8 protein-coding genes are annotated in these 13,774 nt (G+C 68.6%); 4 read left to right on the top strand and 4 right to left on the bottom strand.

The window, feature by feature from the left end:
• The first annotated feature begins 51 nt into the window (after positions 1-51).
• Both Acy02nite_RS14715 and Acy02nite_RS14710 read left to right on the top strand, forming a co-directional pair.
• Positions 52-618, top strand: coding sequence for an NADPH-dependent FMN reductase (locus Acy02nite_RS14715; protein ID WP_203740892.1), 567 nt, complete (start codon positions 52-54; stop codon positions 616-618).
• Entirely contained in the window at positions 618-2,087 is a 1,470-nt protein-coding gene (locus Acy02nite_RS14710) for a DHA2 family efflux MFS transporter permease subunit (protein ID WP_203740890.1), read from the top strand. Before Acy02nite_RS14715 ends, Acy02nite_RS14710 begins: the two co-directional genes overlap by 1 nt.
• A 582-nt stretch (positions 2,088-2,669) precedes the next feature.
• Here the strand turns inward: Acy02nite_RS14710 and Acy02nite_RS14705 are convergent.
• From Acy02nite_RS14705 to Acy02nite_RS14690, 4 genes are all read right to left on the bottom strand, one after another.
• Positions 2,670-3,581: a carbohydrate ABC transporter permease gene (locus Acy02nite_RS14705; RefSeq protein WP_203740888.1), complete on the bottom strand. Its 912-nt coding sequence runs from the start codon at positions 3,579-3,581 to the stop codon at positions 2,670-2,672.
• Positions 3,581-4,522 (bottom strand): carbohydrate ABC transporter permease, encoded by a 942-nt coding sequence (locus tag Acy02nite_RS14700; RefSeq protein ID WP_203741052.1) that lies wholly within the window; start codon positions 4,520-4,522, stop codon positions 3,581-3,583. Before Acy02nite_RS14700 ends, Acy02nite_RS14705 begins: the two co-directional genes overlap by 1 nt.
• A gap of 138 nt (positions 4,523-4,660) precedes the next feature.
• Positions 4,661-6,028 carry an ABC transporter substrate-binding protein gene (locus Acy02nite_RS14695; protein WP_203740886.1) on the bottom strand — a complete coding sequence of 456 codons (1,368 nt, stop codon included), beginning with the start codon at positions 6,026-6,028 and terminating at the stop codon, positions 4,661-4,663.
• Positions 6,029-6,460: 432 nt separating this feature from the next.
• The gene (locus tag Acy02nite_RS14690) at positions 6,461-7,825 is read right to left on the bottom strand and encodes a UDP-glucose dehydrogenase family protein (RefSeq protein ID WP_203740884.1); all 1,365 of its coding nucleotides are present in this window, start codon (positions 7,823-7,825) and stop codon (positions 6,461-6,463) included.
• Positions 7,826-8,181: 356 nt separating this feature from the next.
• Here Acy02nite_RS14690 and Acy02nite_RS14685 point away from each other — a divergent pair, with 356 nt between their 5' ends.
• Positions 8,182-10,827 (top strand): cellulose binding domain-containing protein, encoded by a 2,646-nt coding sequence (locus tag Acy02nite_RS14685; protein ID WP_203740882.1) that lies wholly within the window; start codon positions 8,182-8,184, stop codon positions 10,825-10,827.
• 11 nt (positions 10,828-10,838) lie between these two features.
• Positions 10,839-13,769: a glycoside hydrolase family 48 protein gene (locus tag Acy02nite_RS14680; RefSeq protein WP_239174798.1), complete on the top strand. Its 2,931-nt coding sequence runs from the start codon at positions 10,839-10,841 to the stop codon at positions 13,767-13,769.
• The last annotated feature ends 5 nt before the right edge of the window (positions 13,770-13,774 follow it).

The raw sequence follows: 13,774 nt of genomic DNA, 5'->3' as shown, positions 1-13,774 counted from the left end.
GCCCCATCCTGCCTTGACTTCAACATATGTTGAAGGGCGAGCCTGGGCGACATGACCGATTCTCCCCTGCACCTCGCGGTGATCGCCGGAAGCGTCCGGGACCAGCGGATGAGCCGCGCCGTCGCGGAATGGGCGGCCTTCCGCGCGGCCACCGCCAAGACCGAGGTCGAGCTCATCGACTGCGCCGAGACCGACCTGCCCGACGACGGCGGCCTGCGGCCCGGTGGCAGCGCCGCGTCCCCGGTCGCGGCTCGCATCGACGCCGCCGACGCCTATCTGATCGTGACGCCGGAATACAACCACAGTTACCCGGCGGGTCTGAAGCGCCTGATCGACTGGCACTACCGCGAGTGGATGTTCAAACCCGCGACCATCATCTCGTACGGCGTCCAGGGCGGCCTGCTCGCCGCCGAGCACCTCCGCGGCGTCTTCGCCGAACTGCACGTCGTCACGACCCGCCGCGTGGTCGGGCTGACCCGCCCGTGGGAGCACCTCGGCGCGGTCGGCTTCGCCCCGCCGGACCCGGTCGGGGAGGCGTTCGACGCGGCCGTCCACGAGCTGAGCTGGTGGGCCACGACCCTGCGCACGGCCCGGCACGACCGCCCGTACAACCGCTGATGCGTCGCCTCGGACTGACCCTGGCGCTGGGCGGTCTGCTGGTGGTGGTCGACACGACGGTCACCGTCGTCGCGGTCCCGGCCCTGGTCACCGGTTTGCACGCGACGCTCACCGAGGTCCAGTGGGTGACCACGGCGTACCTGCTCGGGATCGTCGCGGTCATTCCGCTGGCCGGCTGGTCCGCGTCCCGCTTCGGCGCCCGCCGCGTCTATCTGGTCGCGCTGGGGGTCTTCACGCTGTGCTCGCTGCTGGCCGGGCTGGCCTGGAACGTGGCCGCTCTGGCCGTGTTCCGGGCCCTCCAGGGGATCGGCGGCGGCCTGCTCAACCCGGTCGGCCAGGCGATCGGCCTGCGGGCCGTGCCCAGGTCGCATCGTGGCCGTCTGATGAGCCTGCTCGCGTTGCCTCTGATCATCGGCCCGGTCTGTGGGCCGCCGCTGGCCGGCTGGCTGATCGCGTCGGCGTCCTGGCGCTGGATCTTCCTGATCAACATCCCGCTCGGTGTCGTGGCCGTGATCGCCTCCGCCCGCATCCTGCCCGCCGACCCGGCTCGGGCGCCACGGGAGCCGGTCGAGCGGATCGACTGGGCCGGGCTCCTGCTGCTCTCCGGCGGCGCCGTCCTGATCGTCCTCGGCGGAACCCTGCTGGACCACACTTGGCACGGCATCACCGTCCTGCTCACGGGCTTGACGATGGCCGGACTCTTCGCGAGGCGCGCGCTGCGCCCCGCCGGGCCGGTGACCCCGCTGGTGGATCTCCGGTTGCTGAGCCGGCGACCGTTCCGGGGCGGGACCGCGGTGATGGTGTGCTTCAGCGCTGCGTACTTCGGCTCCATGGTGCTGCTGCCGCTCTACGCCCAGGGTGTCCGCGGGGACTCGGCCGCCGTGGTGGGTGCTCTCAGCCTCCCGCAGGCGATCGCCGTGGGCCTGACCGCCCAGGTCGCCAGCCGCCTGACCGACCGCGTCCCGCCGCACCGCATCGTCGTCGCCGGCACCGCCACGGGCCTTGCCGGGGCCGTCGGCCTGCTCGCCGCGACCTGGGCCGACGCCGGGTATCCGCTGCTGCTGGCCGCGACCGTGCTGGTGGGCGTCGGCTCCGGGGGCACGCTGATGCCCGCCATGATCCTGGTCATGCGCGACCTGGACGGCGCCGACACCCCGCGCGCCACCACTCTCCTGAACCTCCTGCAGCGCCTGGCCGCGGCCGTTGGCACCGCAGCCGTCGCGGTGACCGCGAACCTCCTGCTCGCGAGAGACCTGCCAGGCGGAGCAGCGTCGATGATGGCGCTTTCCGCGGAGGCGCGGGAGTTGCACCGCCCGACCTTGTCCACCGCGATGGCCCTCACCTACGTCCCGGCCGTCACCCTGATCGCGGCAGCCCTGTTCGTGGCCCTCCGCTCGCTGCGCCCGCCCTCGGGTCACCCTCCCGAAAGCCGCCCGGTCGCCGAAGAAGTCACCCGCGCCCACCCCTGAGCGTCCGCTCCGCCGTCAGGCCGCACGCGAGGCACGCCCCGGGTAGGGCCAGTGCCGCGGCTGACGCTTCCGGGCTGGTTCTCACGGTCGTTATTCGTGCCTCATTCCGACCGTGAGAACCAGCCCGGGACCGCGAGCCGCGGCACTGGCCGGCGTTGGGACCGGCTCGCGCGCCCGGCGTGCGTGAGCACGGCGTTGGGTTCGGGGCTGTGCTGCGGCTCGCGCGCTGGGCGTGCGTGAGCGCGGCGTTGGGTTGGGGCTGTGCTGCGGCTCGCGCTGGGCGTTTGCGAGGCGGGCGGGGGTCGAGGCGGTGCCGCGATCGCGGTCTTGGCTGGTGCTCATGGACGTTATGAGGGACGAATAACGTCCATGAGCACCAGCCGGCGGGAGTGAGCCGCGCCGGGGGCCGAGGGGAGCGGGGATCGCGGGCTGCTCGCGGGTGACTCGGCCTCTTGCCTGCGGACGGGCAGATCCATCGTCGTACTGCGGCAATCGCCAGAGGGAGCACGGCGGAGCGGGAGGGAAAAGCGAACCGGGGCCACGCCGGACGGCGCAGCCCCGGAAGGGGTGTGACGACGGGCGTCAGCCCTTGACGCTGCCCGCGAGGAGACCTCGGACGAAGTAGCGCTGGAGCAGCAGGAACACCGTCACCGGCACGATGATCGAGACGAACGTGCCGGATGCCAGCAGGTGCCAGGCCGTGCCTCGGGTGCCGGTGAGGTTGGCCAGCTGGAGGGTGATCGGCGCGACCGCGTCGCCGCCGCCGGCGAAGACCAGCGAGACGAGCAGGTCGTTCCAGACCCAGAGGAACTGGAAGATGCCGAACGCCGCCAGGGCCGGGGTGAGCAGCGGCAGCATCACCTTGAAGAAGATCGCCACGTGGCCCGCGCCGTCCATCCGGGCCGCCTCGATGAGGGTGGCCGGGATCTCCTTGATGAAGTTGTGCAGCAGGTAGATCGCCAGCGGCAGGGCGAACGTGGTGTGCGCCAGCCACAGCGGCCAGAACGTGCCGGCGATCCCGACCTTCCCGAAGATGGTCAGCAGCGGGATCAGGGTGACCTGCAGCGGGACGATCTGCAGGGCGAAGACCGCCACGAACAGGATGTTCTTGCCGCGGAAGTTGATCCAGGCGAACGCGTACGCCGCCAGGGCCGCCAGCGAGAGCGGGATCAGCACCGAGGGGATGCAGATCATCAGCGAGTTGATGAAGTAGGTGCCGAGGTTGACACCGCTGTCGCTGTCGAAGACCGCGCGGTAGTTGTCGAGCGTGACCGTCGGGTCGGTGAAGAACGTCCACCAGCCCGTTCGCTTGATGGCGAGCTCCGGCCGGAACGACGACAGCAGCAGCCCGAACGTCGGGAGGGTCCAGAGGATCGCGATCACGATCGCGGCCAGGGACGCCCACGGCGAGCTGAGTCGCTTCTTCGCCACCGCGGCGGCGCTCAGCTGGACCGGAGTGATCTCCGGCGTGGTCGTCAGCGGGGTGACCGTCATCATGCCTCCTGACGGACTTGGCGGATGTTGTACACGATGATCGGAATCACCAGGATGAACAGCACCACCGCGAGCGCCGCGGCGAGACCCTGGTTGTCGGCCCGGATCAGCTGGCTGTAGAACTCGTTGGCGATGACGCTGGTCTTGAAGTTACCGCCGGTCATCGTGCGCACCACGTCGAAGACCTTGAGCGTGCCGATGGCCAGGGTGGTCAGCACCACGACGATGCTCGTCCGGACGCTGGGCAGCGTGATCTTGACGAACATGCTCCACGGGTTGACGCCGTCGAGGCGGGCGGCCTCGATGATCTCGTCCGGGATGGCCTTGATCGCCGCGGACAGGATCGTCATGGCGAAGCCGGCCTGGATCCAGATGAAGACCACGATCAGCAGCAGCGAGTTCAGCTTGCCGGTGTCGGTGATCAGCAGCTGGACCGGGTCACCGCCGAGCCACACGATGATCTGGTTGATCAGGCCGATCTGCTTCACGTTCGGCTGGTTGACGCGGTACTCGTACATGAACTTCCAGATGACGCCGGCCGCGACCATCGAGATCGCCATCGGCAGGAAGATCAGCGCCTTGGCGAACGACTCGAACCGCGACTTGTCCACCAGGATCGCGTAGACCAGGCCGATGCCGGTGGCCAGCGGCGGGACGAGGAGCACCCACACGACCGTGTTGCCCAGCACGGTGAGCAGGTCACCGTCGGTGAAGATGGTCTTGTAGTTGTCGACGCCGATGAACGCCTTGCCCTGGGCGTCCAGGAACGACTCGTAGATCGTGCGCAGGCCTGGGTAGACCAGGCCGACGGCGAGCAGCAGCACGACCGGTAGCAGGTACAGATAGCCGACCAGATTGTCGGAGCGCTTGCCCCGAACCCTGCTCGCCAGGAAGAGGACGACTCCGACCACTGCGCCGAACAGCAGCAGAGCCGCGAGCATCTGCAGAAGTTTCTCAGGGGTGTTGTTAGCGGTATCGAACACGCGACCCGGACCTCCTTCGGTGTTCCGAGGGGAAAGAGGGCGATGGCCGGCCGGGATGCTGGGAGCATCCCGGCCGGCCTCGGAGTACTACTCAGATCACTTGGGCCACGCGGCTTCGATGCTGTTCACCGTGGTCTGCGTGTCCTGTCCGGTGATCCAGGCCGTGGCCTGCTTCCAGAAGGCGTTCGAGCCGACCGCGGCGGGCATCTGGTCCGAGCCGTCGAAGCGGAACTGCGCGTTCGGGTCCTGCAGGATCTTCGCGGAGAGCGCGTCGATCGGGTTGGTCAGGTTCTCGACCTTGAGGCCCTTGTTGGCACTCACCCAGCCGCTCGACGCCTTGGCCTTCAGGTTCGCCCAGGTGTCGGTCGACAGGAAGTACTGGAACGCCTTGACCTCGGGACGGTCGGCGAAGGCCAGCACGAACTCGCCACCACCCAGAACCGGCTTGCTGGCAGCGTCCTTGCCGGGCAGGTAGAAGGCGAAGATGTCGCCGTTCTCCGAGATCTCGGTGCCCTTGGGGAAGTTGGCCGCGTAGAACGAGGCCTGGCGGTGCAGCGAGCAGTTGCCCTCGAGGATCTGCAGGCCGGCGTCCTGGAACGTGGTGGACGCGACGCTCTTGACGTCACCGAGACCACCGTTGACGTACTTGTCGTTCTTCAGGTAACCACCGACCGCGTCCCACGCCGCGATGTCCTCGGCGGAGTTGAACGGGGTCTCGTGCTTGACCCACTTGTCGTACGCGTCCACGCCGTTGAGGCGCAGGTAGAAGTCCTCGATCCAGTCGGTGACCGGCCAGCCGGTGGCGTCACCGGAGCCGATGCCCGCGCACCACGGCTTCGAGCCGGTGCCGGCGATCTGGTCGCTGAGGGTCTTCAGCTCGTCCAGGGTGGTGGGGACCTTGTAGCCCTTCTCCTGGAACTCCTTCGGCGAGTACCACACGAGGGACTTCACGTTGGCACCCAGCGGCGCGGCGTAGAACTTGCCGTCGACGGAGCCGTAGGCCTTCCAGTCCTTGCCGAACCACTTGTCGGTGTTGTCGGCGACCTCCTTGGGGGCCGCGACAGCCTTGCCGGTGGCGACGAGCTGCTGGACCAGACCCGGCTGCGGCACGTACGCGATGTCCGGCGGGGTGCCGGCCTTCGCGCGCACGAGGATCTGGGTCTCGAAGGACTTGTCACCCTCATACTTGATCGTGACGCCGGTGCACTTCTCGAACGGCTCGTACGACTTCTTCTGCGGAGTGTCCTCCGGGGTGACGATGCCGGTGTAGACCGAGACCGACTTGCCCTTGAGGTCGCCGAACTGAGTGAACTGCGAGCAGTCGATGCCCGCCGACGCTGTATCGGAGGAACCGCTCGAGTCGTCCTTGTCGCCGCCGCAGGCAGCCAGGCTGAACACCAGCCCGACGCCGAGGGCACCGGCGAGCGCGACTCGAGATCGCGAACTCCCACTGTGACCGAACATACCGCTCCCTATGTCTTGACGCGCCTCCGGCGTCATGTGACGCCGCCGTCCGAAGCGCTTCTTGACCAACAGTCAAGAGGTAACCGGCAAGTTGCGCAATGATTTCCGCGTGATCGAGTCGGTAACGATATAGCAGCGACGGCCGGGCACCTTAACCGGTTAAGGAGATTGACGGAAGAGTTCAGTTGTTCCGGGGTGGTTTAGAGGCATTTTTCCGTACTTAGCGCTCATGATACGGACGGTGAGTCGGTTTTGTTGGGCTTCGCCTGAACCCACTTCCACCGTCTACGGATCGACGCACGTGACGGATCCGCCTCGTCGTGTCGGCGTAAGAACTTGCATCAGGTGATCGCGTCTTGATCGGAACGATTCAGACAAAAAAGAACCGCCGTGGCAGAACGCCACGGCGGTTCGGGGGAGTGCCGGGAACGGTCAGCCGGCGATCGCCACGTACTTGTAGCCCAGGCGCGCCATCCGCTCGGCGTCCAGCGCGTGCCGCCCGTCGAGGACCAGCGGGTTGCGCATCAGCCCGACGAACTTGCTCCAGTCGAGCTCCAGGTACTGCGCCCACTCGGTGACCAGGACGACCGCGTCGCAGTCGTCGAAGACGCCGTCCAGGTCCTCGCTCAGGTACGGCGCGAGCTCCGGCTGCTCGCGGCGGAAGCGCTCGGCCGCGACCGGGTCGTGCAGGCGCACCCGGGCGCCGCGGGCCAGCAGCAGGTTCGCGATGTCCAGCGCGGGGGAGTCCCGCAGGTCGTCGGTGTTCGGCTTGAACGCCAGCCCGAGCAGGCCGATCTTGCGGCCCTTGAGGATGCGCAGCTCGTTCTGCAGCCGCTCGACCGCGATCGCGCGCTGCCGCTGGTTGACCTCGCGGGCCGCCTTGACGATCGGCATCTCGAGGTTGTACTCACTCGCGGTGGCGACCAGCGCCTTGGTGTCCTTGCCGAAGCAGGAGCCGCCCCAGCCGACGCCCGGCTGCAGGAACCGCGAGCCGATCCGCTGGTCCAGGCCCATGCCGCGGGCGACCTCGGTGATGTCGGCGCCGACCTTCGCGGCGAGCTGGCCGATCTCGTTGACGTAACTGATCTTGAGGGCCAGGAACGCGTTGGCCGCGTATTTGATCAGCTCTGCCGAGGCCAGGTCGGTGGAGACCAGCGGGACCGCTGTGGCGTCCTCCGGCCGGGGCAGGAAGGTCGGCGGCGTGAACGTCTGGTTGATGATCGGCCGGTAGAGCCGGTTCAGCACCTCGAGGCTGCGCGGGTTGTCCGAGCCGATGACGATCCGGTCCGGGAAGAGGGTGTCGGCGATGGCGTTGCCCTCACGCAGGAACTCCGGGTTCGACGCGACGGCGAACTCGACGCCGGCCGGCCGGTCGTCACGCTGGGCGAACGACTCGCGCAGGATGGCGTCCACCCAGTTGCCGCTGCCGATCGGCACCGTCGACTTGTTCACCACGACGGTGAAGTCGTGGTGCAGTGAGCGGGCCACGCTCTCCGCGGCCGAGCGCAGGAAGCGCAGATCCGGGCTGCCGTCCTCGGCGGACGGGGTCTGCACCGCCACGAACACCACGTCGGCGCCGGGCACACCCTCGTCGTAGCTGGTGGTGAAGCTCAGGTTCGGTGCGGCCTCGGCGAGAAGGTCTTCCATTCCGGGCTCGTAGATCGGGCATTTCCCGGCGCGCAGCATGTCGACCTTGTTCTGGTCGAGATCCACGCACGTCACCTCGTGCCCCAGGAAGGCGAGGCTGACGCCGGTGGTCAGACCGACATAGCCGGTACCGACAACGCAAACCTTCATGCAATCTCCTCCACCGCTACGCCCGGCTGTCGTCACGCCGTGTACCGGTCATTTCGCCGCCGATCGGCTGCGGGCCCGACCGGTAGGTGCTGACCCGCGCATTCCGCCGAATGATACACAGCCGCCCCATCGGTAACTTGTCGCAGCTCACAGCGTTACGTCCGCCGATAAGCGCGCTGACTAGGGGTTTTACCCCGCAGGGCGGAGATCGAACCCGATCGCTCACCCCATTGTCGCTCTGCGTAGTTGAACGGCGACGGACGCCAGATGTTTCAGGCTCTTGACACAGAGATGACGGGGACAGACGCTTTGGGAGCGCTCCCACCTTCATGTACGTCAATGGAAGGTAACGCCCTATGAGAAGGTCCCCCGGCGGTGCCCTGATCGCCGCCCTGGTGGTCGCCGCCACCGCCGTCGCCGTCGTCACCACCGCGCCGCTGTCCGCCACCGCCGCGGCCGTCGACCCGTACGCCTGGAAGAACGTCCGGATCGACGGGGGCGGCTTCGTTCCCGGTGTCGTCTTCAACCCGGGCGAGCGGAACCTGATCTACGCCCGCACCGACATCGGCGGCGCCTATCGCTGGAGCCAGGCGAGCCAGAGCTGGACGCCGCTGCTCGACTGGGTCGGTCAGGACGACTGGGGTCACAACGGCGTGCTCAGCATCGCGCCGGACCCGGTCGAGACGAACCGTGTCTACGCCGCGGTCGGGATGTACACGAACAGCTGGGACCCGAACAACGGCGCGATCCTGCGCTCCACCGACAGGGGCGACACCTGGCAGCAGACGAACCTGCCGTTCAAGGTCGGCGGCAACATGCCGGGCCGGGGCATGGGGGAGCGCCTCGCCGTCGACCCGGCGAACCACAAGAACGTCTACTTCGCGGCCGAGGGCGGCAACGGACTCTGGCGCAGCACCGACTACGGCGCGACCTGGGGCAAGGTCGGGAACTTCCCCAACGCCGGGAACTACGTCCAGGACCCCGGCGACGCGAACGGCTACCTGAACCAGAACCAGGGCTTGACCTGGGTCACCTTCAGCGGCTCCCAGATCTACGTCGGTGTCGCCGACAAGGAGAACCCGATCTACCGTTCGATCGACTCCGGGGCGACCTGGGAGCGGGTGGCCGGCCAGCCGACCGGCTACCTTGCTCACAAGGGCGTGATCCAGGGCAAGTACCTCTATATCGCCACCAGTGACACCGGCGGTCCCTACGACGGCGCGGCCGGCCAGGTCCATCGCCTGGACACGTCCACCGGCGTCTGGACGGACATCTCGCCCACGCCGGTCGCCGACCGTTACTACGGCTACTCCGGGCTGACCGTCGACACGCTGCACCCCGGCACCCTGATGGTCGCCACCCAGATCTCCTGGTGGCCGGACGCGATCTTCTTCCGCAGCACCGACTACGGCGCCACCTGGACCCGCGCCTGGGACTGGACCAGCTATCCCAGCCGCTCCAAGCGCTACACGCTCGACATCTCCGCCAACCCGTGGCTGGACTTCAACAGCACCGTGCAGCCGCCCGAGGAGAGCCCGAAGCTCGGCTGGATGAACGAGTCCCTCGCGATCGACCCGTTCGACTCGAACCGGATGCTCTACGGCACCGGCGCCACCCTCTACGGCACCACCGACCTGACCAAGTGGGACTCCGGCGGCACGATCACGATCAAGCCGGTCGCCAAGGGGATCGAGGAGACCGCGGTCCTCGACCTGGCCAGCCCGCCCAGCGGCGCACCGCTGGTCAGCGCGCTCGGTGACATCGGCGGCTTCTACCACGCCGGCCTCGACACGGTGCCTGCCAACTTCCACGACACCCCGAGCCTGGGCAGCAACACCAGCCTCGACTTCGCCGAGCTCAGCCCCAGCTTCTTCGTGCGGGCGGGAAACGCCGACGCCGCACCCCACCTCGGGATCTCCAACGACGGCGGCAAGACCTGGTACCAGGGGCAGGAACCGTCCGGCGTGACCGGCGGCGGGACCGTCGCGGCCGGCGCCGACGCGAACAACGTCGTGTGGTCACCGGGCGGCATCGGCGTCCACTACTCCACCACCCGCGGCAGCACCTGGACGGCCAGCACCGGGATCCCGGCCGGGGCGATCGTCGAATCCGACCGGGTCGACCCCAGGACCTTCTACGCGTACGCCGGTGGCAAGTTCTACACCAGCACTGACGGCGGCGCGACGTTCACCGCGCAGTCCGTGGCCCTGCCGGCGACCGGGCGCCTGCACCTGAAGGCGGTCCCGGGCATCGCCGGTGAGGTCTGGGTGGCCGGCAGCACGGGGCTGTTCCGCTCCACCGACTCCGGCAAGACCTTCTCGTCGGTGTCGCCGACGGTCACCGAAGCCGTGAACGTCGCCTTCGGCAAGGCGGCACCGGGCGCGACCCACCCGGCGGTGTTCCTGGTCGGCACGGTCGACGGTGTCGACGGGGTGTTCCGCTCCGACGACACCGGTTCCACCTGGCTGCGGATCAACGACGACAAGCACCGGTACGGCAACGCCGGCGACGCACTGGCCGGCGATCCGCGCATCTGGGGGCGCGTCTACCTGGGCACCAACGGCCGCGGCATCCTCTACGCCGACCGGACCGGCCCGGTGCCCTCCACCTCGGCGTCCGTCTCCACGACGGCCTCACCCTCGGCCTCGGTCTCGGCTTCGGTCTCCCCGTCGGCGTCGCCTTCCACGGGCACCGGCTGCACGGCGGCCTACAAGGTCACCGGCTCGTGGTCCGGCGGCTTCCAGGGCGAGGTCACGGTCACCAACAACGGCGGTACGGCCACCACCGGCTGGACCGTCAAGTGGGCCTGGACCGGCGGCCAGACCGTCACCCAGACCTGGGGCGGCACCACCACCCAGTCCGGCACGGCGGTGACCGTCGCCAACGCGTCCTACAACGGCGCCCTCGCGTCCGGGGCATCCACGACCTTCGGGTTCCTCGGCAGCACCACCGGCACCACCAACCCCATCCCGTCTCCCGTCTCCTGCTCCCGAGTCCCCTAGGAGGACACTCCGTGAGACAGTCCCGGTTTTTCAGAGGGCGCCTGCGACGCAGGCTGGCCGTCCTCGGCGTCGCCGTCCTCGGCGCCGGCGCGGCCTTCGCCGCGGGCGGCCCGCCCGCCTATGCCGCCGCCGGTTGCGCCGTCGTGTACAAGGTCCAGAGCCAGTGGACCGGTGGTTTCACCGGCGACATCGCCATCACCAACTCCGGTGACCCGCTGACGTCCTGGAAGCTGGAGTACGACTTCCCGGACGCCGCCCAGAAGGTGACTCAGGGCTGGAGCGGCACCTACGCGCAGAGCGGCAAGCACGTCACCGTGACCAACGCGTCGTGGAACGGCACGCTCGGCACCGGCGCCTCCACCAGCACCGGGTTCAACGGGACGTTCGGCTCGGCCAACCCGGTGCCGACCGCGTTCACGCTCAACGGGCAGCCCTGCAACGGGGTGACCGCCGCGCCGACCGTGGCGATCAGCAGCCCGGCCGCGAACACCCGCTACACCGCTCCGGCCTCCATCCCGATCGCGGCCACGGCCACGGCGGCGAGCGGGCAGAGCATCGCGAAGGTCGAGTTCTACCACGACGGGCTGCTGCTGGGCACCGACACGTCAGCTCCGTACGCGTACACCTGGAGCGGTGTCCCCTCCCAGGCGGCGGCCTATCACCTGCAGGCCATCGCCTACGACAACGCCGGCACCAAGAGCAACACCGCCGACGTGCCGGTCTTCGTGGACGCCTCGACCACCCCGGCGATCGTCGCGGACGCCACGTCGGCGACCCTGGAGCCCGGCGCGAGCGGGTCGTTCAAGGTGGCGCTGAACGCGGCGCCCACCGCGAACGTCACCGTCGCGGTGGCCCGCAGCACCGGCAGCACCAACGTCACCGTCACCCCGGCCACGCTCACGTTCACCCCGTCGAACTGGAGCACCGGCCAGGCCGTGACCGTCGCGGCGGCCAGCTCGGCCGCGGCCGGCGACACCGCCACGATCGCGGCCACCGCCACCGGTTACACCGCCGCGAGCGTCGCGGTGACAGTGGTCAAGCCGGGCGCCGTCGACGCCCGGTTCACCCAGATGTACAACGACATCAAGAGCCCGGCCAACGGCTACTTCAGCCAGGAGGGCGTGCCCTACCACTCGATCGAGACGCTGATCGACGAGGCGCCCGACCACGGGCACGAGACGACCAGTGAGGCGTTCAGCTACTGGCTGTGGCTGGAGGCCGAGCACGGTCAGGTCAGCGGGGACTGGGCGCCGTTCAACAGCGCCTGGGCCGCGATGGAGAAGTACATCATCCCGTCGCACGCGGACCAGCCGACGAACGCGAACTACAACCCGGCGAAGCCGGCCACGTACGCGGCCGAGTACCCGTTGCCCTCGCAGTACCCGTCGCAGCTGGACAGCAGCGTGTCGGTCGGGACGGATCCGCTGGCGGCGGAGCTGAAGAGCACGTACAACACCGACGACATCTACGGCATGCACTGGCTGATGGACGTCGACAACGTCTACGGCTTCGGCCACTGCGGTGACGGGACCAGCCGGGTCACGTACATCAACACGTTCCAGCGTGGCCAGCAGGAGTCGACCTTCGAGACCGTCCCGCAGCCGGCCTGCGACACGTTCAAGCACGGCGGCCCCAACGGCTACCTGGACCTGTTCACCAAGGACACGTCCTACGCCAAGCAGTGGAAGTACACCAACGCCCCGGACGCCGACGCCCGGGCCGTTCAGGTCGCCTACTGGGCCAACCAGTGGGCCACCGCCCAGGGCAAGCAGTCGCAGATCTCCACCACCGTGGCGAACGCCGCCAAGATGGGCGACTACCTGCGGTACTCGTTCTACGACAAGTACTTCAAGCAGCCCGGCTGCACCTCGACGGCCTGCGCGCCGGGCACCGGCAAGAACAGCTCCAACAACCTGATGTCCTGGTACTACGCCTGGGGCGGCGCCTACGACACCAGCGCCGGCTGGGCGTGGCGGATCGGCTCGAGCACCAGCCACTTCGGCTACCAGAACCCGATGGCGGCGTACGCGCTGTCCAGCACCGCCGCGCTCACGCCGAAGTCGGCGACGGGCAAGGCCGACTGGCAGTCCAGCCTGAGCCGGCAGCTCGAGTTCTACCAGTGGCTGCAGTCCAGTGAGGGTGCCATCGCCGGTGGCGCGACGAACAGCTGGAACGGCAACTACTCGGCGCCGCCGGCCGGCACGCCGACCTTCTACGGGCTGTCGTACGTCGAGGCGCCGGTCTACGCCGACCCGCCGTCCAACCAGTGGTTCGGCATGCAGACCTGGTCGCTGGAGCGCCTGGCCGAGTACTACTACACGACCGGGGATGCCAAGGCCAAGACGGTGCTGGACAAGTGGGTGACCTGGGCCCTGGCGAACTCCACGATCACCGCCAGCAGCTTCGAGATCCCGTCCGACCTGACCTGGTCCGGCGCGCCGGCCACCTGGAACGCCTCCAGCCCGGCCGCCAACACCAACCTGCACGTCACGGTGAAGACCAAGGGCACCGACCTGGGCGTGGCGGGCTCGTTCGCCAAGCTGCTGACCTACTACGCCGCGAAGTCCGGCAACGCGACGGCGAAGACGGCGGCCAAGAACCTGCTCGACGCGATCTGGACGCACAAGGACGCGAAGGGCGTGTCGGTCACCGAGACCCGCGCCGACTACAACCGCATGGACGACACGTACAACGCCACCACCGGTCAGGGCATCTACATCCCCAACGGCTGGACCGGCAAGATGCCGAACGGTGACGTGATCAAGCCCGGGGTGTCGTTCCTCGACATCCGCTCCTTCTACAAGAACGACCCGGACTTCCCGAAGGTCCAGGCGTACTTGGACGGCGGAGCCGCACCGACCTTCAACTACCACCGGTTCTGGGCCCAGGTCGACGTCGCCACCGGCTACGCCGACTTCGCCCGGTTGTTCCCGAACGGGTGACCCGC

This window comes from Actinoplanes cyaneus (genome assembly GCF_016862095.1).
Classification (GTDB): domain Bacteria; phylum Actinomycetota; class Actinomycetes; order Mycobacteriales; family Micromonosporaceae; genus Actinoplanes; species Actinoplanes cyaneus.
Note: the sequence above shows the minus strand (reverse complement) of the source record. Positions and strands in the feature narration are given on the sequence as shown.